The 22,658-nt window shown below is 70.9% G+C and carries 23 protein-coding genes; 13 read left to right on the top strand and 10 right to left on the bottom strand.

Features of this window, described 5'->3' with window-relative positions; translation table 11 throughout:
- Positions 1-164: 164 nt before the first annotated feature.
- Both OHB21_RS10900 and OHB21_RS10895 read left to right on the top strand, forming a co-directional pair.
- On the top strand, positions 165-893 hold the full coding sequence (locus tag OHB21_RS10900) for a 2OG-Fe dioxygenase family protein (RefSeq protein ID WP_195124611.1): 729 nt from the start codon (positions 165-167) through the stop codon (positions 891-893).
- A complete protein-coding gene (locus OHB21_RS10895; RefSeq protein ID WP_067505808.1) occupies positions 886-2,118 on the top strand; it encodes a M20 family metallopeptidase in 1,233 nt (410 codons plus the stop codon). The genes OHB21_RS10900 and OHB21_RS10895 overlap by 8 nt, the downstream gene beginning before the upstream one ends.
- 13 nt (positions 2,119-2,131) lie before the next feature.
- Here OHB21_RS10895 and OHB21_RS10890 read toward each other — a convergent pair whose 3' ends face one another.
- Entirely contained in the window at positions 2,132-2,842 is a 711-nt protein-coding gene (locus tag OHB21_RS10890; protein ID WP_195124863.1) for a PP2C family protein-serine/threonine phosphatase, read from the bottom strand.
- 105 nt (positions 2,843-2,947) lie between these two features.
- Here OHB21_RS10890 and OHB21_RS10885 point away from each other — a divergent pair, with 105 nt between their 5' ends.
- On the top strand, positions 2,948-3,769 hold the full coding sequence (locus OHB21_RS10885) for an acyl-CoA thioesterase (RefSeq protein WP_195124610.1): 822 nt from the start codon (positions 2,948-2,950) through the stop codon (positions 3,767-3,769).
- A 6-nt stretch (positions 3,770-3,775) separates the two neighbouring features.
- Here OHB21_RS10885 and OHB21_RS10880 read toward each other — a convergent pair whose 3' ends face one another.
- Positions 3,776-6,595, bottom strand: a complete 2,820-nt coding sequence (locus OHB21_RS10880) for a tetratricopeptide repeat protein (RefSeq protein WP_067505796.1) — start codon at positions 6,593-6,595, stop codon at positions 3,776-3,778.
- A gap of 226 nt (positions 6,596-6,821) precedes the next feature.
- Here OHB21_RS10880 and OHB21_RS10875 point away from each other — a divergent pair, with 226 nt between their 5' ends.
- Both OHB21_RS10875 and OHB21_RS10870 read left to right on the top strand, forming a co-directional pair.
- Entirely contained in the window at positions 6,822-7,184 is a 363-nt protein-coding gene (locus OHB21_RS10875) for a hypothetical protein (RefSeq protein ID WP_170160765.1), read from the top strand.
- Positions 7,185-7,262: 78 nt separating this feature from the next.
- Entirely contained in the window at positions 7,263-8,156 is an 894-nt protein-coding gene (locus tag OHB21_RS10870) for an SDR family NAD(P)-dependent oxidoreductase (RefSeq protein ID WP_324192002.1), read from the top strand.
- A gap of 8 nt (positions 8,157-8,164) precedes the next feature.
- Here the strand turns inward: OHB21_RS10870 and OHB21_RS10865 are convergent, their stop codons facing one another.
- The 4 genes from OHB21_RS10865 to uraD are packed head-to-tail and all read right to left on the bottom strand — an operon-like array spanning position 8,165 to position 11,254.
- The gene (locus OHB21_RS10865; protein ID WP_067505783.1) at positions 8,165-9,523 is read right to left on the bottom strand and encodes an 8-oxoguanine deaminase; all 1,359 of its coding nucleotides are present in this window, start codon (positions 9,521-9,523) and stop codon (positions 8,165-8,167) included.
- Between the two features lie 14 nt (positions 9,524-9,537).
- The gene (gene pucL, locus OHB21_RS10860) at positions 9,538-10,434 is read right to left on the bottom strand and encodes a factor-independent urate hydroxylase (protein WP_195124609.1); all 897 of its coding nucleotides are present in this window, start codon (positions 10,432-10,434) and stop codon (positions 9,538-9,540) included.
- A 2-nt stretch (positions 10,435-10,436) separates the two neighbouring features.
- Positions 10,437-10,754 carry a hydroxyisourate hydrolase gene (gene uraH / locus OHB21_RS10855; protein WP_195124608.1) on the bottom strand — a complete coding sequence of 106 codons (318 nt, stop codon included), beginning with the start codon at positions 10,752-10,754 and terminating at the stop codon, positions 10,437-10,439.
- Positions 10,751-11,254, bottom strand: a complete 504-nt coding sequence (uraD, locus tag OHB21_RS10850; RefSeq protein ID WP_067505771.1) for a 2-oxo-4-hydroxy-4-carboxy-5-ureidoimidazoline decarboxylase — start codon at positions 11,252-11,254, stop codon at positions 10,751-10,753. The genes uraH and uraD overlap by 4 nt, the downstream gene beginning before the upstream one ends.
- 127 nt (positions 11,255-11,381) lie before the next feature.
- Between uraD and OHB21_RS10845 the strand changes: the two genes are divergently transcribed.
- On the top strand, positions 11,382-11,978 hold the full coding sequence (locus tag OHB21_RS10845) for a nucleotidyltransferase family protein (RefSeq protein ID WP_324192001.1): 597 nt from the start codon (positions 11,382-11,384) through the stop codon (positions 11,976-11,978).
- Between the two features lie 15 nt (positions 11,979-11,993).
- Complete coding sequence (locus OHB21_RS10840) at positions 11,994-13,049, top strand: XdhC family protein (RefSeq protein ID WP_084537418.1); 1,056 nt, start codon at positions 11,994-11,996, stop codon at positions 13,047-13,049.
- A 67-nt stretch (positions 13,050-13,116) separates the two neighbouring features.
- On the opposite strand, the gene OHB21_RS10835 is transcribed toward OHB21_RS10840, so the two are convergent.
- From OHB21_RS10835 to OHB21_RS10820, 4 genes are all read right to left on the bottom strand, one after another.
- Positions 13,117-14,211: an ABC transporter substrate-binding protein gene (locus OHB21_RS10835; protein WP_067505766.1), complete on the bottom strand. Its 1,095-nt coding sequence runs from the start codon at positions 14,209-14,211 to the stop codon at positions 13,117-13,119.
- A gap of 62 nt (positions 14,212-14,273) precedes the next feature.
- Positions 14,274-15,071, bottom strand: coding sequence for an ABC transporter permease (locus tag OHB21_RS10830; RefSeq protein ID WP_067505763.1), 798 nt, complete (start codon positions 15,069-15,071; stop codon positions 14,274-14,276).
- Positions 15,072-15,189: 118 nt separating this feature from the next.
- Positions 15,190-15,936, bottom strand: a complete 747-nt coding sequence (locus OHB21_RS10825) for an ABC transporter permease (protein WP_067505759.1) — start codon at positions 15,934-15,936, stop codon at positions 15,190-15,192.
- Positions 15,933-16,730: an ABC transporter ATP-binding protein gene (locus tag OHB21_RS10820; protein ID WP_195124606.1), complete on the bottom strand. Its 798-nt coding sequence runs from the start codon at positions 16,728-16,730 to the stop codon at positions 15,933-15,935. The genes OHB21_RS10825 and OHB21_RS10820 overlap by 4 nt, the downstream gene beginning before the upstream one ends.
- Positions 16,731-16,845: 115 nt before the next feature.
- On the opposite strand from OHB21_RS10820, the gene OHB21_RS10815 reads away from it, so the two are divergent.
- The 6 genes from OHB21_RS10815 to OHB21_RS10790 all read left to right on the top strand — a co-directional run bounded on the left by OHB21_RS10815 (position 16,846) and on the right by OHB21_RS10790 (position 22,640).
- A complete protein-coding gene (locus tag OHB21_RS10815) occupies positions 16,846-17,499 on the top strand; it encodes a GntR family transcriptional regulator (RefSeq protein WP_328438523.1) in 654 nt (217 codons plus the stop codon).
- A gap of 126 nt (positions 17,500-17,625) precedes the next feature.
- Positions 17,626-18,951, top strand: a complete 1,326-nt coding sequence (locus tag OHB21_RS10810; protein ID WP_067505753.1) for a nucleobase:cation symporter-2 family protein — start codon at positions 17,626-17,628, stop codon at positions 18,949-18,951.
- Complete coding sequence (gene atzD, locus OHB21_RS10805; protein WP_067505749.1) at positions 18,948-20,000, top strand: cyanuric acid amidohydrolase; 1,053 nt, start codon at positions 18,948-18,950, stop codon at positions 19,998-20,000. Before OHB21_RS10810 ends, atzD begins: the two co-directional genes overlap by 4 nt.
- Positions 19,997-21,298, top strand: coding sequence for a cytosine permease (locus tag OHB21_RS10800; protein ID WP_067505745.1), 1,302 nt, complete (start codon positions 19,997-19,999; stop codon positions 21,296-21,298). The genes atzD and OHB21_RS10800 overlap by 4 nt, the downstream gene beginning before the upstream one ends.
- Positions 21,295-21,996, top strand: a complete 702-nt coding sequence (gene biuH, locus OHB21_RS10795; protein WP_067505741.1) for a biuret amidohydrolase — start codon at positions 21,295-21,297, stop codon at positions 21,994-21,996. Before OHB21_RS10800 ends, biuH begins: the two co-directional genes overlap by 4 nt.
- A complete protein-coding gene (locus OHB21_RS10790; RefSeq protein WP_170160764.1) occupies positions 21,993-22,640 on the top strand; it encodes an alpha/beta fold hydrolase in 648 nt (215 codons plus the stop codon). The genes biuH and OHB21_RS10790 overlap by 4 nt, the downstream gene beginning before the upstream one ends.
- Positions 22,641-22,658: the final 18 nt, after the last annotated feature.

Here is a 22,658-nt window from a genome sequence, read left to right as displayed (position 1 = left end):
GGCGGGTTACCGGGCCCCGCTCGCGGGCATCCGGGCGGCGCGGCGCGCTTTCCACTAGTCTCGTGGCCGCGGCGCCCGTTCGCCACACCCGGCGGTGGGCGCGCTCGCGTGCCTGAGTACTGACCCACACCGTCGGAAGGGTTCCGGCCATCAACGACAACAGGGTGCCCGAGATCAGCGCCGATCTCCGGTCCGCGCCATCGGCGGGCTCACCGTTCTGGCGGCTCGCGGCCGCCGACTTCGGCCTCACCGGCCGCGACCGCGACGTGCTGCGCCGCACGTTCCACGATGCCACCGAGCCCGACCGGTGGCTGCCGAACGGCGCCACCTACCGGCGGCGGGCGTACCAACTCTTCGATCTCAGCGTCGCCGACCTGGTGCTGCGGCCGGTGCCCGAACCGCCGCCGTACGTGCAGTCGAAGGCGGTCAACACTCTCGTCGGCGGCGTCGAGCGCCGTTTCCGGGTGATCGCTCCCGACCACCCCGCCACGGCGCCCGCCGGACGGATCGCGGCCACGGTGGCGCGCGGGCTCACCGCCGCGGGCGTGCTGTCGGCCCGCGAGGTGCCGCACTGCCTGGTGGACGCGCACTACATGAGCATCAGCGCGCCGGGCAGCCCGGCGCCGGAGGGCAAGCACCGCGACGGGCTGATCGCCGGGTCGGCGCACCTCATCGAACGGCGGAACATCAAGCGGGGCACCGGTATATCGGCCATCTACGACGGCGCGGAGCCCGATCGGGTGCTGTCGCGGTTCGAGCTGCGCGAACCGCTGGACTCCTACGTCTTCGACGACGAGCGCGTCCTGCACCACACCACCGATATCGACGCGAGCGAGCCCGGGGAACCCGCCTACCGCAACGTCCTGCTGATCGGGTTCCGCCGACATGAATGACGCGACAGCGCGGGTCATCTCGGCCCGCGCCGACCTCATGCCCGACGACGAACTGATCGCGCTGGCCGCCGCGCTGACCGCCGTCCCGTCCTTCACCGGCGAGGAGACCGCGCTCGCCGAAGTCGTGCGTGACATCCTGCGCCGCAACGACATTCCCGCATGGTTGGACGAGGTGACGCCAGGCCGTCACCAGACCATCGGGCTGCTCGGCCCCGAAACCGGCACGCCCGCATTGCTGTTCAACGGCCACCTGGACATGGACCCGCTCGGGCGCAACCACCCGGCCGACCCGTTCGTCGCGCGTCTCGACGGCGACCAGCTCTACGGTGCGGGCCTGCACAACATGAAGAGCGGCCTGGCAGCCATCCTCGGCGCGGCGATCATGGTGCGCCGCAGTGGTTTACCGCTACGGCGTGGTCTCCTGCTGGAGTTCGTGGTCGGCGAGCTGCAGGGCGGCGTCGGCACCCGGCACGCGCTGGCCGCCGGGCTCGCGGCCGAGGCGGCGGTGGTGCCGGAGCCGTATTCGGTGCGACGGGTGATCACCCGCACCGCCGGTGTGCACAAGTTCGCGCTGGTGGCGCGGGGCCGCACCGCGCACACCAGCAGGCATCACGAGGGCGTCGACGCCATCGCCGTGCTCCGCGCCGTTCTGGACCGGCTCGACACCGCCGACCTCGGGCTGCGCAACCCCGACTTCCCGCCGCTGCCGCGCCTCCAGATCGCCAGTCTGCTCGCCGGCCGGGGGGAGGGTCACGATGTCGCCGGCGTCTCGTACTGCGCTGACAAGGCCACCGCCCTCATCGACCTGCGCTATCCCCCGCCGTTCGAACCCGCCGACGTCACCGCCGCCCTCGACGCCTTCCTCACCGGCCTGCGCCCCGCCTTCCCGGACGCCGACCTCGCCCTCGAGCACCCCGTCGACCCGGCCCACCGCGTCGGCGGCACCGACATGCCGCCCATGGACGTCCCGCCCGACTCCCCGCTGGTCCACGACATCGCCGCCCTGCTCCCCCGCGTCTCGGACTTCACGGTCTCCGAAACCGGCCTCGCCCTCCCCTACTCCTTCTGCGGCAACGACACCACCCACCTCACCCGCGCCGGCATCGAATCCTGCCTCTTCGGCCCCCGCGGCGACGGCCCCGACACCGAACACCACGTCCTGTTCTCGGAAATGCGCGCGTGCGCGGACACTCTCGCGGCGCTGGCAGTCCAGCGGTGCGGGTGAGGCAGCCGCTCGCTCAAACACTCTCGGCGACAACCACGATCGCGGTCGCGTTGTCGCTCCCGCCCGCCGCCGACGCCGCGGCGATCAATCGGTCCACCGCTCGCTGGGGATCACCCACCTCGCCCAGGACCTCACGCAACACTCCGTACGGAACCTGGTCGGTGATGCCGTCGGTGCACAGCAGGTACACGTCGCCGGGGCGCACGGACAGGTTCAGCACGTCGGGTTCCGGCGCGTCCGGGTGGCCGATGTAGCGGGTGAGCTGGTAGCGGGCTCGGGCGGCCTGTTCGGAGTCGAACGGGAACCAGCCGTGCACCGCCCCGAGCCACGCCATCGTGTGGTCCACGGTGAGCAGCTCCAGCAGCTCGCCGCGCAGCCGGTACACGCGGGAGTCGCCGATCTGGACGAGCCAGTACCCGCCGCCCGCCTCGACCATCGCGGCCAGCGTGCACCCGGCCAGTTCGCGCAGCCGCGCGCCGATCTCCCCGACTCGCGCCTGTGCCGCCGCCACGGCAGCGCGCGCGGCATCCGGGGCGGAACCCGTTGGCGCACCGGCGATTCCGGCCACGAACAGATCGACGGCGGTCCGCCCCGCTGCCGCACTCCCCGCACCGGCGCCCATGCCGTCGGCCACCACCGCGACCAGCGGATCGGCGCCCAGATGCACCACGTCGAAGTTCGCGGGGTACCGCCGCCCTATGTCGCTGCCCGCCGCCGCTCGCATCCCCACCACCAGCGCATTCTGGCACAGGGCCGACCGCGCCCACGGGGGCGATACTCAACTCGTTGTATAGTCCGATTCGACCTACCGCAGCGCGCAAGGAGCCGCATGCCACCCACGATCGCCCCACCGCATCCGTTCGACACCGCGACCGCGCTCACCGCGCGCGAGCCGGGTGTGCTGCTGGGCCACACCACCGCGGCCTACGCCAACATGGTCGGCCCGTTCGGCGGCATCACCGCCGCGACGCTGTTGCGCGCCGTGCTGGATCACCCGGAGCGCATCGGCGATCCGGTCGCGCTCACGGTGAACTACGCCGCGCCGATCGCCGACGGCGAGTTCGAGGTGCGCGCGCGGCCCGCGCGGACCAACCGCAGCACCCAGCACTGGACGCTGGAACTGGGCCGCGACGGCGAGGTGAGCACCACCGCCACCGCCGTCTTCGGCGTGCGCAAGCCCGGCTGGTCCGACGCCGAACGCACGGCTCCCGACGTGCCACCCGCCGAATCCCTTCCGGTGCAGCAGTTCCCGGAGGCCATCGCCTGGATCCACAACTACGAGATGCGATTCGCCGAGGGCGGCCCCGAGGGCATGGCCACCGGCGAGCCCGCGAATTCCCGCACCGCCGTCTGGGTGCGCGACGTGCCGCACCGCCCGCTCGACTTCCCGGCACTGACCTCGCTCGCCGATATCTTCCTGCCCCGCATCATGATGCGCCTCGGCCGGATGGTGCCGGCCGGCACCGTCTCGCTCACCGTGCACTTCCACGCCGACGCCGAGATCCTCGCCGCGCAGGGCGACCGCCCGGTACTGGGCGTGGCACGCGCCTCGCGCTTCGGCGGCGGCTACTTCGACCAGTCCGCCGAACTGTGGGGCGCCGACGGCACCCTGCTGGCCACCAGCCACCAGATGGTCTACTTCAAGGCCTGACCGCGGTCACGGCTGCCCGCGCAGGTGGTCGACGCGCTGCATCCCGATGCTCTCGTAGAGGTCGAGCGCCCGGGTACGCAGGGCCTCGGCCTCGCGCGGGGCGCCGTTGCGGGCGGCGAGGTGGGCCAGCGCCCGGTAGGCGTCGGCCTGGCCGAGCGGGTCGCCGATGCGGTGGGCGATGTCCATCGACTCGGTGTAGAAGCGGCGGGCGCGATCGTATTCGTCGAAGTGGCGTTCGACGTGGCCGAGCCCGCGCAATGCGTCCACCTGGCCGAGCGGGTCGGCGATCTCCACGGCGATGTCGTAGGCCTGCTGGAACATGGCCCGCGCCTCGTCGTAGTCGCCGTCCTTGCGCGCGATATTGCCCAGGCCCCAGCGCGTCCAGCCCTCCCCGTAGCGGTCGTGGATGCGACAGGCGATGCGCAGCGCGTCCTCGAAGTTGCGGCGCGCGAGCCGCTGATCGCCGACCAGGCGTTCGATGTGGCCGAGCCCGCGCAGCGCGTCGCCTTCGAGCTTGCGGTGGTTCATCTTTCGCGCGTTGCTCAACGCCTCCTGGTACAGCTCGGAGGCCGTCTCGTGATCGCCGAGGCGGCGCACCACCTCGGCCAGACCCCACTGCGCGGTCGCGACCCGCACCGCGTCGCCGATCTCGGTGGCGATGGCCAGCGCCCGCTCCGAATGCCGTGACGCCGCACCGTAATCCGACGCCGCGCGGAACACGTGCGCGAGCCCGTGCAGGGCGTCGCACTCGGCGGGCCGGTTCCCGATCCTGCGCGAAAGTTCCAGCGCCTCACCGAAGTACCGTTGCGCGACGCCGTGATCCCCGGTGCTGCGGGCGGTCTGACCCAGCTCGCACAGCACCGCCGCCCGCGTGTGCTCGTCACCGAGCTCGGCCGCGATCGCCAGCGCCCGTTCGAATCCCGCACCGGCCTCGGCGTGATGGCCGAACAGCCGGTCGACGCGCCCCTGCCCCACCAGGGCCCACGATTCCGCGCCCCGATCGCCCACCTCACCCGCGATCCGCAAGGCGCGCGCGAACAGTCGCCGCGCCGAGGACCAGTAGCCCGTGGCGGTGAGATGGGAGGCCACGCGGCGCGCGAGTTCCGCCGCCGCGGCGGTGGGTTCGGCCGCGTGCACGCAGCTCTGCAACATCTCGCGCTCCTGCGTGAGCCAGGCGCGCGCCCGCTCGGCCGCGACGCTGTGACTCGAAAGATGTTCCCCGCCCGAGGGATCGAACACCTGGTGGGTGCTGGCCCGCCGCGCGATCTCCAGGCCCGCCTGCACCAACCGGTCCAGCACCACCGCGTCCCAGCCGGGCGGGTCCTCACGCTCGGCGTGCATGCGCGCGCACAGCCGGGTGAGGTCGTGCATGCGGTAGCGCTGCCCGTCGGCGCCGCCCGAGGACCGGTCCAGGAATCCGGACTCGAACAGCTTGCGCACCAACGCGTTCGCCTCGGCGGGCGCCACATCGGCCATCGCGGCCATGGTGTCGGCGGTGATCTCCGGTCCGGGGAACCAGCCCAGCAGCCGCACCGCGCGCTGATGCGTCGGATCGCGCAGCCGCTGATACGACACCTCGAACGCCGCGCGCAGCGACTCGTCCTCGGCGGTGAAGCGGTCCAGCAGGTGCGCCGCGCCCGACTCACCCGCCACGTGCACCGCCGACGCGCGCTTGATCCGCTCGGTGAGCGCGACGATCTCGGCGGCGGTGTCGGCCAGCATCTCCTCGCCGTGGTGGGCGATCTGGCCGCCGATCAGGCGGATCGCCAGCGGCAGCCGACCCGCCGTCTGGAGGATCTGGCGCACCGCCTGGCGGTCGTAGCCCGGCCCCAGCCCGGCCAGTTTGACCAGCAGTTCCTCGGCCTCGTCCCAGCCCATCACGTCCAGCCGCAGCGGCGCCGCGTAGGCGAGCCCGGTGAGTTTGCCGCGGCTGGTGACGAGCACGAAACAGCCCGGCGCCTGCGGCAGCAGGTCCTTGACCTGGGCGCTGTCGAGCACGTTGTCGAACACCACGAGCATGCGGCGATCGCTCATCGCCGTGCGCCACTGGTTGGCGCGCCCGGCCAGGTCGGCTTCGATGCTCTCGCGCGGCACGCCGATCTGGAGCAGCAGTTGTTCGAGCACGTCGGCGGGTTCGCGCGGTTCCCGGCCCAGCGTGTAGCCGTGCAGGTCGAACCAGATCGTGCCGTCGGGATAGTGCTTCTCGAACGCCGACACCGCGTAGCGCGCCAGGGCGGTCTTCCCGATGCCGGTGAGCCCGACGATGACGTGCACCGACACCGCTCCCCCGCGCACATGTTCCCGGACCCGTTGGCGAAGAAGGTCTTTCGCGTTCTCCCGGCCGGTGAAGTGCGGAACCTCGGCGGGCAGGTCACCGCCGGTGGGCACCGGCTGGCGCGCGACGGCGCGGCGGGCGACGGCGTCGTGGTACTCCTCGAGGTCCGCCTCCGGCATGTGGGCCAGATCGGCCACGTCGACGAGCTGGTCCCACGTGGTGCCGTACACGGCGGCAAGGACTTTCAGTACGCGCAGAGTGGGGCGAGCGCCGGATTGCGTTCCGAGCGGCCAGGATTCGTATTCGGAGATCCGGCTCGCCTTCATCGCGGCGCGGGCGCTGTCGGTGAGTTCGTTGAACCGCCGCGCCACCGTGTTCTGGGTGAAACCGTTGGCGTGGCGCCAGGCCGCTCTGGGGCGGTATCCTCGCTGCCTGAGCTCGCCCGCGAGCGGTTCCAGCAGTTGATGTTCGGTGAGCCCCAGGCCGAGCAACACCTGTCGCAGGCGTCGCCGCTCGTCCGCGCTCACGCCGCCCTCGCCGCGCCGGTTCATCGGTTCCTCCCTCCCGACCGCACTCCTCGCGAGTATGCGCCGCGCCGGGACGATCCCCGGCCCGGTTGTGAACTTTCTGCCGGTATTCTCAGTGTTTCCCCAGGTCACGAAGTCACCGGCAACCGGAAAAATCCGTCCACACCTTGGGATCGCCCACGCCCGCTCCCCCGTGACACCGTAGTAGACACGCACACGACGCTCGCGGCGACTGAAAGGGGTTCGCGCGATGGCGATTACAGCAACGGAGTGGCTTATCACGAGTGATGTTGCCCTGGAGGCGGCTTTCCGGATCGACCTGCCCGAGCCGCACAGCGGCCGGTGGGTGCTGTCGTACCTCCCGACGGCGTACCGGCTCACCCGGGCCCAGGCCCTGGCCGGCATCGTCCTGGCCGAGATGATCCTGCTCGAACAGATCCGGCCCAGTGGCGAATTCGACCGCCACATCGCGGCCCTGCACGCCGCCGAACTCGGGCTCACCGTCCAGGACGTGCTGTGCCTGCTGGCCCTGCGCGCCCCGCGCGACGGCGACCCCGCCGCACCGGACCCCGCCACCACCGCCGTCGAGGGGTCGGCGGTGGTGGCGGCCTGAGCGCCGAACCCCGCCGGCGCGATGTGACCTGCGTTACGCTGGCGGGGTATTCCGTTCGACGGCTGCCGGAGGGGTGGCGTGGCGACGATTGTGATGACCGGTGCGTCCTCCGGGTTCGGCGCCGTGGCGGCCGAACGGATGGTCGCCCAAGGCGCTCGGCTGATCTCGGGGGCGCGTGGGCCGGCGGAGGTGGGCGCCTCGATTCCGGTGGATCTGGCGGACCTCGGATCGGTGCGTGAATTCGCGGCGGCCGTGCGCGACCGGCTCGACGGTGCGGCTCTCGACGGGCTGGTGCTCAACGCCGGGCTGATCAGGCCCGATGTGGACGGGCGCAGCGCCGACGGCTTCGAGACGACCTTCGCCGTCAATCACCTCGCCCACTACCTGCTGGCGCGCCTGCTGCTGCCCGAGCTGGCCGACGGCGCGACGGTGGTGCTCACCACCAGCGGCACCCACGACCCGGCCACCGGCGCGGGCCTGGCGCCACCCCGGCACGCCGACGCGCGCCTGCTCGCCCACCCCGACCGCGATCCCGCCCTGGACGAGCGGCCGCGCAAGGCCGGGGAGCGCGCGTACACGGCGTCCAAACTGTGCGCGGTGCTGACGGCGCGGTCGCTGTCCCCGTTCGCGCCGCGTGCCACCGTGCTCGCCTACGACCCCGGGCAGGTGTTCGGCACCGGCTTGGCCCGCGACCTCGCCCTGCCGCTGCGCACCGCGTGGACGATCCTGGGCGTCCCGGTCTTCGGCCGCGCCCTGCGCACCTTCAGCCCGACCCTCAACAGCCGCACCGCCGCCGGAAAAACCTTGGCCGACTTGGCACTCGGGAACAGCCGGCCGCCGTCAGGGTCGCGCTACGCCGCCCTGCGGCGCGACCGGCTCACGTGGGGTGAGCCGTCGAACCTGGCGCGTGACGAGGCAGTGGGACGCGCGCTGTGGAGTGACAGCGCCGAGTTGGTCGGCTGGCGCGACTGAAGCATCGCTCACCCCGCCTTGGCGACGAGTTGTGCTTGGGCGCGCGCTACCTCCCGACCCACGGTTTCCTCATCCACCGTGCGGACTTCGTTGTCGCGCACGATTTCCCGCCCGTTGACGATCAGCGCGGCGAGCGGGGGCGGGTCGCCGAGAATGAGGGCGGTCACCGGGTCGTCGATGCCCTGGTGGGTGGGGGTGTCCAGGCGCCACAGCGCGAGGTCGGCGAGTTTGCCCGGTTCTATCGAGCCGATCTCGTTGTCGCGGCCCAGGATTCGCGCGCCGCCGATGGTCGCCAGTTCCAGCGCGGTGCGCACGGTCATGGCGCCGGGGCCGCCGGTGGCGCGGGCGTAGAGCAGGGCCGTGCGGGGTTCGGCGAGCAGGGCGCCGGATTCGTTGCTGGCCGCGCCGTCCACACCCAACCCCACCGGGACACCCGCGTCGAGCAGATCCGCCGTGCGGGCGATCCCGGCCCCGAGCCGTCCGTTCGAGGTGGGGCAGTGCGCGACGCCGGTGCCGGAGCGGGCCAGGGTGGCGATGGCCCGGTCGTCGAAGTGGATGCCGTGCGCGTACCAGACATCGGGGCCGATCCAGCCCAGTCGCTCCATGTACTCGGCGGGCGTGCAACCGTGCGTGGCGAGGCAATAGTCCTGCTCGTCCAGGGTTTCCGCGAGATGGGTGTGCAGCCGCACGCCCTGCTCGCGCGCGAGCGCGGCGGATTCGCGCAGCAGCTCGGGGGTCACGGAGAACGGTGAGCAGGGCGCGAGGGCGACGCGCACCATGGCGCCGAACGTCGGGTCGTGCCAGCGGGCGATGGCCTCGGCGCTCGCAGTGAGGATCGCCTCCGGCGATTCGACCACCGAATCCGGTGGCAGCCCACCGGAACTCGCGCCCAGGTCCATGCTGCCGCGACAGGGGTGGAACCGCAGCCCCACCTCGGTGGCGGCTTCGATCTCCGCGCCGATCAGGTCGCCGCCTTCGCGCGGGAAGACGTAGTGGTGGTCGGTGGTCGTGGTGCAGCCGGTGCGTGCGAGCGTGGCGAGCGCGCCCGTGGCCGCGATCCGCACGGCGTCCTCGTCGATGCCCGCCCACACGGGATAGAGCTCGCGCAACCACTCGAACAGCGTGCTGTCGGCCGCCAGACCTCGCGTGATCCACTGGTACAGGTGGTGGTGGGTGTTGACCAGTCCCGGCGTGAGCAGGCAGCCCCGCCCGTCGATCCACGTGGCGAGCATCGCGGGCGGATCACCCTCTCCCACCTCGGCGATCCGATTGCCCTGCACCACAACGTATCCGCGCCGATACTCGGTGCCGATCGCATCCACGGTCGCGATCGCGCAGTTCTCGATCACCAGACTGGCCTCGTCCATCACGTCGCCTCCTCTCAGGGCTCCCACGCCAGGCCGGCGTCGGGAGCGTCGGCACGGGCGAGGGTGGCGTGGATCAGCCCGTACGGCCGGTCGGCCGCGTAGTACACCTCGCCGTGGTTCTCCAGACCGAAACGCCCCAGGTCGTAGTCGAAGTGGTGCTTGTTGGGCGCGGTGAGGCGGATCTCCGCCAGCACCGGGAAGCGCTCCAGCACCGCGGTCCCCATGTCGAACAACGTCTGCTGCAACGCTTTCGAGTACCGGGTGGCGAACACCTCGGTCAGCGCCGCGAGCACACCCTCGTACACCGCGTCCCACGCCACGTCCGCGGTCTCGGCGAAGCGCCATCGGGCGTCGAGGGCGGTGGCGAGCATGCGGTCGTCCGTCGGTTCCAGGACGGTGAACTCGTCGGTGAGGAAGCCCGCGAACTCGGACTCGGTGGACTTCAGCAGCACCAGATCCTTGACGCCCCCGATCACCCAGGCCCGGCCCGGCTCGGCGACCGTCACCTCGGCCGTGCGCACCTCGGGGCCCCGGCGCTTCCAAGCGAAGTCGTGCTCGCGCCCGTCGATCGAAACCCGTTGCCACGCATACTCTTCGATCTCTATGCGGGCGCTGGTCACCGGGGCGATATCGGCCACGAAGTGCCCGGCGAGCGCGAGCCCGTAGTCCTCGAGGGTGTCCAGCCCAGGGTGTTTCGCGTAGGCGTAGGCGGTCTGCTTCTGCGTATCGGTCGGCAGCACCGCCGACTGGTCGCCCTCGGTGTAGGCGGCGGCGAAATCGCCGCGCAGCACCGTGGACACGTTCACGTCCCGGATCTCGTGCCGTTCTCCGCCGCGACGGATCCGCACGATCCGATTCTCGGCCTTGCCGTATCTGTTGTCGGACAACGTGATAGGACCCGTCAGCGGCATGGTCAGCTCCCTCGATAGGTGGAGAACGCGAACGGCGAGAGCAGCAGCGGCACGTGGTAGTGCCGCTCCCCGCCGACGGTGAACGAGATCGCGACCTCGGGGTAGAACGTCTCCACCCGCTGCCGCGCGAAATAGTCCCCCGACTCGAACGCGATCCGGTACACGCCGGGCGCGAGTTCACCGCCCAGCGCCGCAATCCGCCCCTCGCAGTCGGTGACTCCGGATCCCACCGTCTCGGTGCCCGAGAACAAGGTCACGGCCACCCCGACCGCGGGGGCGCCCACCACCGCGTCCAGGACGTGCGTACTCAAGGTGCTCACGAGGCACCACCGAGCATGCGCGCCAACCGGATTCGGTTGATCTTCGCCAATTCCGTTCGCATGACCTGCCTTTCGGTCGCCGGATCGTTGCCGAGCCGGGCTCGGAGCACCTCCAGCAGTTCGGGTCCGGACCGCCCCGACGCGCACACCAGGTAGAGGTGGCCGAACCGTTCTTCGTATTCGCGGTTGCCCGCGGCCAGTGCGGCGCGCACCTCGTCACCGGAGTCGGCCACACCGGCCTGCTCGCGCGCCGAGGCGGCGTTGTCCGGTGTGTCTCCGATCCGGGGGTGCCCGGCGAGGGCGGCGTCGATCTCGGATTCCGGGAGTTCGGCCAGCACCGCGTCGGCGGCCGCGAACAGCCGGTCGACGCTGCCATAGGGGCGGCCCGCCAGCACGCCGCGCGCCCACGCGGGCGAGGAGCAACACGCGAGCAGCGCGGCGGTGGCCGCGTCCTGCGCCAGCGCGTCGAAGTCACCGATGCCCACGTCGTCGTCCGTCATCGGTCCAGCATCGAATACGACCCGGCCGCGCGCCACCGGAGCGCGACAGATCACGCCCGGCGTGTCGGGCAGCGCGCACCGCCGCGCAGTAACCGTTCGGCAATATCGCAGGTCTACCGTGGTTTCCGTGCCCGAGTCCACCCCGCCGCCCGACGGCCCCTGCGCGGGCCTCGTGCTGGCCGCCGGCGCCGGGACCCGCTACGGCATGCCCAAGGCGCTGGCCGAGGGCGGCGCCTGGCTGCGCGCCGCGATCGCCGCCCTGCGCGAGGGCGGCTGTGCCCCGGTGATCGTGGTGCTCGGCGCCACCGGACCCGACCCGGCGGCCGCCGGGGTCCCGGATGACGTGACAACCGTCTGGGCGGCGGACTGGGCCACGGGCCTGTCCGCCTCGCTGCGCGCGGGCCTCGCCGCGGCCGCGCGCACCCCCGCGCGCTACGTCGCGATCATGCCGGTGGACACACCCGACGTCGGGGCGGTGTGCGTCGCGCGCGTTCTCGCCGCCGCGCGCGCGGCCGAGAGCGGGCTCGCCCGCGCTGTGTTCTTCACCACACCAGGCCATCCCGTTGTGATCAACCACAAGCACTGGACCTCGATATTCACCAGTGCGGCAGGAGATTCCGGGGCGCGTACCTATTTGCACAGCCGAGCGGATATGGTGTTCGTCACGTGCGACGATGTGGCGACGGGAATGGATCATGACGTCCCGGCCTCGACCGCACTGTGATCGGAGCAAGAACTGATGCGCGATATCGTCGACGACCTGTTGCGGGTGTGGCATTCCGGCCGGACCGGTGGTTTGGCCACCATCGTGCGGACCGTGGGATCCGGCGGGGTACCGGTGGGCTCGGCGATCCTGGTGGACGCCAACGGCGCCGTCTACGGCGCGGGGATCGGCGGCTCGGTCGAAGCGGCCGTGTACGAGGCCGCCAAGTCCGCCGCCAGGACGGGTGCGCGCACGTTGCATCGCGTCCCGGTGCCGCCCGGTGAGCCCGGCTTCGAGTCCGGCGGCATGGTCGACGTGTTCGCCGAGCCGTTCTCTCATCACGACTTCCCCGAATTCCCCACCGTGGCAAAGGAAATCGCCGCCAACCGGCGCGTGACGGTCTTCACCGTGGTGTGGAATCCCGACCCCGACCTGATCGGCCAGCACCTGATCACCGACAAGCGGCACAACACCGAACTGGTGGCGCTGCCCGAGTCGGACCTGTTCGTCGCCTCGTTCGCGCCCGCGCCGCGGCTGCTCATCTTCGGCGCCAACGCCCAGGCCGCCGCCCTCACCGTGCAGGCGCGCCTGCTCGGCTACCGGGTCACCATCTGCGACTCGCGCGCCGAGTTCGCCAACCCCGACGCGTTCCCCGGCGCCGAGGTGGTGGTCGACTGGCCGCACCGCTACCTCAACACCCTGTCCGCGGCGGGCGAGATCGACGCCACCACCGGCATCGTGGTGCTCGCCCACGACCCGAAGTTCGAGATCCCGCTGCTCACGGTGGCGCTGCGGCTGCCCGAGCTCGGCTACCTCGGAGCATCCGGTTCGTTCTCCGCGCACGCGCGCCGCATCGACGACCTGCGCGCCGGCGGTTTCGACGAGACCACGCTGGCGCGGCTGCACTCGCCCGCCGGTCTGGACGTGGGCGCGCGCACCGCGAACGAGACCGCCGTCGCCATCGCCGCCGAGCTGATCGCGGCGCGCTCGGGGCGCACAGGACGGCCGGCGCAGCGGGGAAACCAGGGTGAGAGCGCCGAGGTCATCCACGCCGCCCAGGCGTTCGGCGCGCGGACCTCGGTCGCCCTGTGAGTGGGGCTCAGCCCACGAACACCCGGCCCTCGGACGCTCAGCTCCCGAACGCTCGGCGCCCGAACACTCAGCCCTTGAGTTCGGGGTTCTCGGCGTAGATCTCCTCGAGGATCGACAGGTCGAACAGCTGGTCGGCGGTGATCTCGATCCCCGCGGTGGCCAGCGCGGCGATGTTCTGCTCGATGAGCGCGTCGGTCATGGTGAACAGGCCGTTGGCCTGCGTGTCCGCCGAGACGACCAGGTCGTTCTGCGCGATCGCCTCCTGCGTCTGCTCCTCGAGGTCGAGGTTCAGATCCTTGCCGTACACCTCGACCGCCAGGCGCGCCGACTCCGCCGGGTCGGCCACCGCGTCGCGCCAGCCCTTGATCTCGGCGGTGAGGAAGGCCTTGAGCTTGTCACGCTCGTCGTCGATGGTCGATTGCAGCACCGTGAAGGTCTCGGCGACCAGCGGCAGCCCGTAGTCGGCGAACAGGAAGTGCGAGTTCTGGAACCCCTTGGCGGCCAAGGTGATCGGCTCGTTGGTGACGTAGCTGACCCAGCCGTCGACCTCGCCGTTGGCCAGCGGCGTCGGATCGAACTGCGCGGGCACGATGGTCACGTCGCCCGGGGTCATGCCGTTGGCGGTGAGCAACGTGTTGAAGACGAGCTGGTTGGTGTCCTGCACGCCGATGCGGCGCCCACGCATGTCCTGCGGCGAAGTGATGGGCCGCGCCGCCGAACTCACGATCGCGAACGGATTCTTCTGGAACGTGGTGCCGACGATCTTGGCGGGCAGGCCTTCCAGAATGGCGGGCGCGGTGGTCTGGGGCGCGGACAGGCCGATCCACACCTTTCCGGTATCGAGACCGGCCTCCACCGACGTACTGGCCGCGCCACCGGCGATGAGATCGACCGCGCCGAATCCGGCGTCGCGGAAATAGCCGCGCGAATCGGCGAAGTACTCGCCCGCGAATTCGATGTTCTTGATCCAGGAGAGCTGCACGGCGACGGTGCCGTATTTCGACCCGTCCTGGGTCGTACCACCCGATGAGCTGCTGGAATCGGAGCCGCAGGCCGCGAGCAGACCGGCGCCGCCGAGCGCGGCGCCGGTCAGCGCGGAATAACGGAGAAAGGAGCGGCGGTTCAGGTTCGTCCCGAACGAAGAGCGATGCGCGGGTGTCATGAGGCCGAATCTAAGGGGATTCGGTTTCGTCCTCTTTACTGAAATGTTCCGAGCATTGTGCTTCAGCGGCGGCCCGCGTCGGGGCCGAAACGGGCCAGCACCAGATTCTCCAGCACGCCGACGATCGCGTACAGCAGCACCGAGACCAGCGTGACGATCACGATCGAGGCCCACAATTCGCTGTAGCGGAAGGTGGGGATCGCCCGGATCAGGCTCGCGCCCAAACCCTCTCCGCTGCCCAGCCATTCACCGATCAGCGCGCCGATCAGCGCGCCGGGCACCGAGATTCGCGCCGCCGCGAACACCGACGGCAGCGCGGCCGGAATCGCCACCATGCGCAGCGCGGTCCAGCGCGAACCGCCATATGCCGCAACCAGATCCATCGCCTGCGCGGGCGCGTTGCGCAAGCCGGTCATGATCATCACCAGCGCCGGGAAGAGCACCACGATCGCGGCCATCACGGTGACGCCGCCCAGTCCGCGCCCGAAGACGAGCACGATGATCGGGGCCAGCGCCACCAGCGGCACCGACCGCAACAGCATCGCGACCGGCATCACCGTCTGCTCCACCGCGCGGATCGACACGAACAGCGCCGCCAGCACCAGCGCCGCGCCCATCCCGACGACGAAACCGAACGCTGCGTCGCGCAACGTGATCTGGAGGTTGTCGAAGATCGCCGACCGCGCGTTCGCCGCGCCGGGCGAGGTGACCAGGTACTCCCACACATCCGCGGGCGTCTTGCCCACGCGCGGCCCGACCTGCGGGAACGCCCGCAGGAAGACCCACCAGATGAGCAGCATCAACAGCAACGAGGTGAGCAAAGGGAACAGGAAGCCGCCGACGCGGCGCAGGACTGTCATCGGGAGACCTCCGCGGTCGCCGCGGGCTGGACGCGGCTCGCGCTCGGCCGTTTCTCGGGGCCGTCCGCCCGCGGAGTCTCCGGAATCAATGCCGCCGGCACGCGGTTCGCACTCGGCTTCATCGCGCCGCCTCCGCCGTCCACGGGGCCGCCAACCGCGCCGTCAGCGCGACCACCGCGTACCCCAGCCCCGCCAGTGCGGCCGCCGCGATCGCCATGCCCCAGGTGCGCGGCACGTTGTAGGAGGTCTGCGCGGCCGTCAGCGCGACGCCGATGCCGCTGTCCACGCCGCCGAGATATTCGCCGATGATCGCGCCGAGCACCGCCGAGGGCGCGGCGATCTTCAAGGCTGCGAACGTACTCGGCAGCGCGGCGATCACCCGCACCCGGTACAGCTGCTGCCAGCGGCCACCGCCGTAGGCGCGCACCAGGTCGAGGCTGGTCGGGTCGGCCGAGCGCAATCCGCTCACCGTGCCGACCATCGTGGTGAAGAAGCAGTACATGGCGGCCAGGAACACCGTCGGCGTACGGCCGCCGAACACCACCAGGATGATCGGGCCGAGCGCGAGCAATGGTGTGCAGTACGAGAGGATCGCCAACTGGGTGGCGAGCGATTCGATCGGCGGAATGAGCATTACGAGCAGGGCCAATCCGATCGCGAGGGCATTACCCCAGAGGAAGCCCTTCAACGCACCTATCGCGGTGATCTCGAAGTTCGGTCCGTACAGGGCCCACCCGTCGGAGTACATGGTGCGCAACACTTCCCACGGACTCGGCACGGTCCCGCCCGCCACACCGATCGCCGCGAGCAGCCACCACACGGCGACCAGCCCGATGATGCCGAGCGCACCCGCGAACCTTTTCACGCCGCACCACCTTGATCCAGCGCCACACCGCCCGCGCCGAACAGCAACTCAGAGAGGAAATCGTGCAGCTTGTGGAACTCGGGAGTGCGCATCATCTCCGGGAGACGCGGGCGCGGGAGGTCTATCTCCACGAGTTCGAGGACGCGACCGGGCCGGGGGCTCATCACCGCGACGACGTCGGAGAGGAATACGGCCTCGGCGATGCCGTGGGTGACCATCAATGTGGTCGCGGGCTTCTCGGTCCAGATGCGCAGCAGTTCGAGGTTGAGCTTCTGCCTGGTCATATCGTCGAGCGCGCCGAACGGTTCGTCCAGCAGCAGCACGGTCGGCTTCACCACCAGCGCCCGCGCGATCGAAACCCGCTGCCGCATACCGCCGGAGAGCTGAGCGGGCTTGGCCTTCTCGAACCCCTCCAAGCCGACCAGTCGGATCAGGTCCTCGATCTGTCCCGGTTCCGGCTTCAGCCCCGCCACCTGCAACGGCAGCTTGATATTCGACTCCACCGTGCGCCAGGGCAGCAGCGCCGAATCCTGGAACGCGATCCCCAGTTCGTGCCCGCCGCGCAGTTCGGCGGGCGTCTCCCCGTTGATCAGCGCGGTCCCGGACGTCGGTTCCTCCAGCCCGGCCAGAATCCGCAACACAGTGGACTTGCCGCAGCCCGACGGCCCGAGCAACGACAGGAACGCCCCCTGCGCGGTGTGCAGGTCCACCGAGTCCAGCGCCGTCACCGTGCGCCGGCCGGCCCGGAACGACTTGCTCAACCCGCTGATGTGGATACCGGTCCCCGTACTCATGCCGCCACAGTAGAAGCGCCCGATTGCACCGATATTGCCGAATCCGGGGCTCATATTGCGTGGTGGTTACGGCGAGCGGCCGACCCGCCCCGCGCCGGAGATTAGGCTCGCTCCCGTGACTGTCGCTGACGAGAACGGCCGGACCGCGCCCCGGGAGGTCATCGCGCAGTCCCTCCGCGAGGAGATCTTCGCCGGGCGACTGGCGCCGGGTGACCGGCTGCGCGAGGCCGATTTGGCGCAGCGGTTCGGGGTCTCGCGCATCCCCATCCGCGAAGCGCTCTCGCAGTTGCAGAGCGAGGGATTCGTGACGATCGTGCGCTACCGGGGCGCGACGGTCTCCGCGCCGTCGGTGACGGCCATGCGCGAATTGGTGCAGATCCGCCGGGGATTGGAAGTGCTCGCGGCGCAGCTGGCGGCGCGCAACCGCGGCGGGGCGGTCGCGGACGAACTGGCCCGCGTGGTCGAACTCGGCCGCTCGGCCGCGCTCACGCACACCCACGGCGACGTCCCGCCGCTGGTCCTGCGCTTCCACACCCTCGTCGCGGAGGCCTCGGGCAATCAGCAGTTGCAGGCGATGCTCGAGCAGATCCTCCAGCGCGTCTCGTGGATCTTCGGCCAGCGCCTGGACACCCGCACCGAGATCTCCTGGAGTGATCACGCCGCCATCGCGCAGGCGATCCTGCACGGGGCGCCGGTCCAGGCGGGGTACCTCATGGACGAGCACATCACCCGGGACGAACGGCTGCTCGGCGATCTCGATCACAGCTAGTTTGTATACAAACATCCGGAGATCGGCTCGATTTAACGCGTAGGGAACGCACGGCAACGGGCTCGCAACACCATTTGTATACAACTAGCGGTGTCGTTGAAGTCGTCGAGCCGAAGGTCAGGTCCCATGTCCGCCGACGCCGCCCCCACCGAATCCCCGCCGCGCCCCGTCGCCGCGCGCCTGCCGTTCTGGCGGACCGCGCTGTTCGGCGTGCAGCACGTCCTCGTCATGTACACCGGCTGCGTCGCCGTCCCGCTCGTGTTCGGCGCGGCGCTCGGCCTCGACCAGTCGACCATCGCCACGCTGGTGAACGCGGACCTGCTGGTCGCCGGGATCATCACCGTCGTGCAGGCGCTCGGCATCGGCTCACTGCTCGGCGCGCGGATGCCCGTGGTGGCCGGCGCCTCGTTCACCGCCGTGACGCCGATGATCCTGATCGGACAGGAATACGGGCTGTCCGCCGTGTACGGGGCGATGATCGCCGCCGGGGTGTTCGGCGTACTCGTCGCGGTGCCGTTCACGCGGCTGCTCCGCTTCTTCCCGCCGATGGTGCGCGGGGCGGCCGTCACCATGATCGGCCTGTCCCTGATCGGCAAGGCCGTGTCGATGACCTTCGAGGGCGAGCCCGCGAGCGGTGCGCGGCTGGCGCTCGCCGCCGGTGTGGTGGTCACCATCGTGGCGCTCATGCGCTACGGGCGCGGGGTCGTCGCCCAGTCGGCGGTGCTGATCGCGCTGGTCCTCGGCACCCTCGTCGCGGCGGCCTGCTCGATGGCCGACTTCGGCGCGGTGGGCTCGGCCGCGTGGCTCGGCCTGCCGAATCCGTTCCTGTTCGGCGCGCCCACCTTCCCGATCGCGGGCATCGTCGCGATGTGCCTGGTGATGCTGGTGATCTTCATCGAATCCACCGCGTACCTGATGTCGACGGCCGAGACGATCGGCATGCCCGCCGAACCACGCAGGTTCGCCGGGGGCCTCGGCGCCGACGGCGTGTCGGCGGTACTGGCCGGATTCCTGACCTCGTTCCCCGACACGATCTTCGCGCAGAACGTCAGCCTGGTCCGGATGACCGGGGTGGCCAGCCGCGCGGCGGTCGCGGTCGCGGGCGCGTTGCTCGTGACGCTGGGTCTGGTGCCGAAGATGGGCGAAGTGGTCGCGAGCCTGCCCGGCCCGGTGATCGGCTCGGTCAGCCTGGTCATGTTCGCGACCGTGGCCGGGGTCGGAATCGCGACCCTCGCGAAGGTCGACTTCGCCCGCAACGACAACCTGCTGGTCGTCTCGCTGGCCATGGGCGCCGGGATGATCCCGATCGTCGCGCCCGAGCTCTACGACTCGATGCCCTCGTCGGTGAAGATCATCGCCGGCGGCGCCATCACCAGCACGGTCCTGGTGGCCTTCACGCTGAATCTGCTGTTCAACCATCTCACCCCGGCCCGGAAGGCGGAACCCGCATGAGCGCTGTCACCCTGTTCACCGTGCCCACGGCGGGGCCGGACGACCTCGGCGCGCTGGAAACTATGCGAGCCAACGGTTTTCGCTCCGAGGACGTGGTGGCCGTCATCGGCAAGACCGAAGGCAACGGGTGCGTCAACGATTTCAGCCGCACACTGTCGGCGGCGGTGTGGGAGCCGCGCCTGCCCGGCGCCGCCGTCACCGTCTTCTCCGGCGGCACGGAAGGCGTGCTGAGCCCGCATGTCAACGTGCTGGTCCGCGACGACCGCGCCCACGAGGGTTTCGATCGTGGACTGGTCGCCGCGGCGGGACGCACGCGGGTGCTGGTGCCCGCGGAGATCGGCGGCCTCGCCCAGGTGGACGCGGTCGCCGACACCGTCGGCAAACTGCTCGCCGAACTCGGGGCCGGGCCCGGCGAGGCGCATCTCGTTCTCGTGAAATGCCCGCTGCTGACCTCGGAGACGATCGCCGCGCTCCGCGCCGCCGGTCACGTTCCGGCCGCGGGCGACCCATACGAATCCATGGGGAAGTCGCGGGGCGCGAGCGCGCTCGGCATCGCTGTCGCGCTGGGCGAATGTGATCGCCACACGGCGGAACAGGCGCTGGCCGGGCTCGCGCAGGTGTCGTCGGCCCGCGCCTCCGCCAGCGCGGGCGCCGAACTGGACGACTGCCACGTGCTGGTCGTCGCGGAGAGCACGACGGCCTCGAATCCATTGCGCGCCATCCACGGACAGATGACCGACGCACTCGACCTCGCCTCCGTGCGAGCCCTGCTGGACGAGGTCGCCGCGCGGGGCGGGACGGTGCGGCAGATCTTCGCCAAGGCCGAGGCCGATCCGACCGGCGCGATCCGAGGGTTGCGGCACACCATGCTCACCGACTCCGACATCAACGCCACCCGGCACGCGCGCGCCGCCGTCGGCGGGCTTCTCGCGGCGCTGAAAGGCGATGGCGCCGTGTATGTCTCGGGCGGCGCCGAACATCAGGGCCCGCCCGGCGGCGGCAGCCTCACCGTCATCTACGAACTCCCCACGCGAAGCAGGACAGCATGAGTACCACCACCGCCGCACCGGCATCCTCCGGAATACATTCCGAGGCAGACGAATTCGAAACCACGCCGGTACCCCCGGAGCGCAGGCGCAGCCTCGCGTCGGTCTCGGCCGTGTGGTTCGGCTTCCCGATGGTGCTCACCTGCGCCGTCTTCGGCGGGCTCATCGTCTATTCGCTCGGGTTCTGGACGGGCATGCTCGCGATTCTCGTCGGCAACCTGTGCCTGATGGGCTACGTCGGCGCACTCAGCGTGATCGCCGGGCGCACAGGGAAGAACTTCGCCCTCACCGCCGCCGAAACCTTCGGCCGGGTAGGCGCTTTCGTGCCGTCGGCGTTCCTGGCCACCATCGTGATCGGCTGGTTCGCCTTCCAGACCGGCATGGCGGGGGCGATCCTGAACAGCACCCTCGGCTGGCCGGAGCGCACCACCACGCTGCTCGCCGGACTCGCGTTCGTGGGGCTCACCCTGCTCGGCATCCGCGCGCTGTCGGTGATCGGCGTGATCGCGGCACCGGTCTACATAGTGCTGGGCATCGTCGCGATCGTGCTCGCCGCCGGCGACCGTTCCGGCGCGCCGACGTCGTATCAGGGCGGTGCGGGCGCGGCGGCGATGAGTTTCGGCGCGGCCGTCACGCTGGTCATCGCCGCGTTCATCGATTCCGGCACCATGACAGCCGATTTCACGCGCTGGTCGCGCAACGGCAAGGAAGCGTTCCTGGCCGCCGTCTCGGCGTTCCCGGTGAGCAATTCACTGGCGCTGGTGATCGGCGGCGTCGTCGTCGCGCTCGGCGGCAGCGCCGATCCCGGCACCGACGGCGGCAACTTCCTGGGCCTGCTCATCGACCACGGCGGGGTGCTGGTGCCGCTCGCGGTGGCGTTCGTGTTCATCAATCTCGGCTCGGTGTGCGCGCACTGCCTGTACAACGGCGCGGTCGGCTGGAGCCAACTCACCGGCGGGCGGATGCGGCGGCTCACCCTGATCCTCGGCGCGGTGGGCGTGGCGCTGGCGGTGGCGGGCATCTGGTCGTACTTCGAGTACTGGCTGAGCCTGCTCGGCGTGATCGTGCCGCCCATCGGCGCGGTCGTCATCCTGGGCCAGCTGGTGCTGCCGAGGTTCGGAATACGGGCCCGCGCCGGGCTGCCCGCGTTCATCGCCTGGGCGGCGGGCGCGGCCGCCGCGCTGCTCGCCCACGCCTACGCCCCGTGGCTGTCGGACGCCGTGATCGGCTTCGTCACCGCGGCGGCCGTCCTCGTCCTGTTCACCCTCACCTCTCGACGCGAAAAGGAGCTGGCCGCATGACATTCGGCACCGTCGACTCCCATCCCTACGCCTGGCCGTTCGACGGCCGCATCGATCCGGCGCGCACCGCGCTGCTGCTCATCGACTGGCAGACCGACTTCTGCGGACCGGGCGGCTACGTCGACCAGATGGGCTACGACCTGTCGCTCACCCGCGCCGGGCTCGAACCGACGGCCCGGGTGCTGGCCGCCGCCCGCGCGCTGGGCCTGACCGTGATCCACACCCGCGAAGGGCACCGGCCCGACCTGTCCGACCTGCCCGCCAACAAACGCTGGCGCTCCGCGCGCGCCGGCGCCGAGATCGGCAGCGCCGGACCGTGCGGGCGAATCCTGGTGCGCGGTGAGCCGGGCTGGGAGATCGTGCCGGAGGTCGCGCCCGCACCGGGCGAGCCGATCGTCGACAAACCCGGCAAGGGCGCGTTCTACGCCACCGACCTGGATCTGTTGTTGCGCACCAAGGGAATCAGCCACCTCATCCTCACCGGGATCACCACCGACGTGTGCGTGCACACCACCATGCGCGAGGCCAACGACCGCGGCTACGAATGCCTGGTGCTCTCCGACTGCACCGGTGCGACGCAGCGCGAACATCACGAGGCGGCGCTGAGCATGATCAGCATGCAGGGCGGCATCTTCGGCGCGGTCGCCACCTCGGACCAGGTGCTGGCGGCGTTCGGCTTGGTGCCCGAGACGGCGTGAAGCGCGTCGTCCTGGTGCACGGCGCCGCCACCGACGGGCGGATCTGGGACGCGACGGTGCGGGAACTGGGCCGGGACGTGACGGTGTCGCGTCCCGACCGTCCCCAGTCCGGGGACCTCGCGACCGAACTCGAATTCCTCGAATCACGGTGCGCGGGTGCGTTTCTGGTGGGCGTGAGCGGTGGGGCGACGCTCGGTCTGGCCTTGGCGGCGCGGGGAACGCCGCTGGCGGGGGCGCTGCTGCACGAACCGGCGGCGGGGTCGTACGCACCCGGGTTGCTGGATTCCGTGGCCGAGCGGTTTCGGGTTGGTGGTGTGGAAGGGTTCGGGCGGGCGCTGTACGGGCCGCTGTGGACTCGCTCGTGTACCTCCGCGTCGGCGGCGGTGGTGGGGCGCGAACTCGCGATGTTCCGGGCGTTCGAGCCCGCGCCGCTGGGCGAGGTGGCGGACCGGGTGACGCTCACCGTCGGGGAGCGATCGCCCGCTCAGCGGCATCGCGCGGTGCGCGCGGTGGCGGAGGCGCTGGGCACGCGGGTGGTTGTCCTGCCCGGGGTCGGGCACGCGGTGCATCTGAAGAACCCGCGCGTGCTGGCCGATGCGGTGCGCGCCGCTGTTGGGGGCGCGTTCGCATCACGACGCGCGTAACCCCCGCCGCGTGGATGG

Origin of the sequence: Nocardia puris, from assembly GCF_036051655.1 — a bacterium.
Classification (GTDB): domain Bacteria; phylum Actinomycetota; class Actinomycetes; order Mycobacteriales; family Mycobacteriaceae; genus Nocardia; species Nocardia puris.
This window is presented reverse-complemented; position numbering and strand designations above follow the sequence as displayed.

Excerpts from the sequence above, each read along its gene's own strand:
- OHB21_RS10890 (WP_195124863.1), bottom strand. The coding sequence starts at position 2,842 with ATGCGAGCGGCGGCGGGCAGCGACATAGGGCGGCGGTACCCCGCGAAC.
- OHB21_RS10830 (WP_067505763.1), bottom strand. The coding sequence starts at position 15,071 with ATGACAGTCCTGCGCCGCGTCGGCGGCTTCCTGTTCCCTTTGCTCACC.
- OHB21_RS10820 (WP_195124606.1), bottom strand. The coding sequence starts at position 16,730 with ATGAGTACGGGGACCGGTATCCACATCAGCGGGTTGAGCAAGTCGTTC.
- OHB21_RS10810 (WP_067505753.1), top strand. The coding sequence starts at position 17,626 with ATGTCCGCCGACGCCGCCCCCACCGAATCCCCGCCGCGCCCCGTCGCC.
- OHB21_RS10835 (WP_067505766.1), bottom strand. The coding sequence starts at position 14,211 with ATGACACCCGCGCATCGCTCTTCGTTCGGGACGAACCTGAACCGCCGC.
- uraD (WP_067505771.1), bottom strand. The coding sequence starts at position 11,254 with ATGACGGACGACGACGTGGGCATCGGTGACTTCGACGCGCTGGCGCAG.
- OHB21_RS10880 (WP_067505796.1), bottom strand. The coding sequence starts at position 6,595 with ATGAACCGGCGCGGCGAGGGCGGCGTGAGCGCGGACGAGCGGCGACGC.
- OHB21_RS10840 (WP_084537418.1), top strand. The coding sequence starts at position 11,994 with ATGCGCGATATCGTCGACGACCTGTTGCGGGTGTGGCATTCCGGCCGG.
- OHB21_RS10875 (WP_170160765.1), top strand. The coding sequence starts at position 6,822 with ATGGCGATTACAGCAACGGAGTGGCTTATCACGAGTGATGTTGCCCTG.
- biuH (WP_067505741.1), top strand. The coding sequence starts at position 21,295 with ATGACATTCGGCACCGTCGACTCCCATCCCTACGCCTGGCCGTTCGAC.
- OHB21_RS10800 (WP_067505745.1), top strand. The coding sequence starts at position 19,997 with ATGAGTACCACCACCGCCGCACCGGCATCCTCCGGAATACATTCCGAG.
- atzD (WP_067505749.1), top strand. The coding sequence starts at position 18,948 with ATGAGCGCTGTCACCCTGTTCACCGTGCCCACGGCGGGGCCGGACGAC.
- OHB21_RS10895 (WP_067505808.1), top strand. The coding sequence starts at position 886 with ATGAATGACGCGACAGCGCGGGTCATCTCGGCCCGCGCCGACCTCATG.
- OHB21_RS10865 (WP_067505783.1), bottom strand. The coding sequence starts at position 9,523 with ATGGACGAGGCCAGTCTGGTGATCGAGAACTGCGCGATCGCGACCGTG.
- OHB21_RS10885 (WP_195124610.1), top strand. The coding sequence starts at position 2,948 with ATGCCACCCACGATCGCCCCACCGCATCCGTTCGACACCGCGACCGCG.
- pucL (WP_195124609.1), bottom strand. The coding sequence starts at position 10,434 with ATGCCGCTGACGGGTCCTATCACGTTGTCCGACAACAGATACGGCAAG.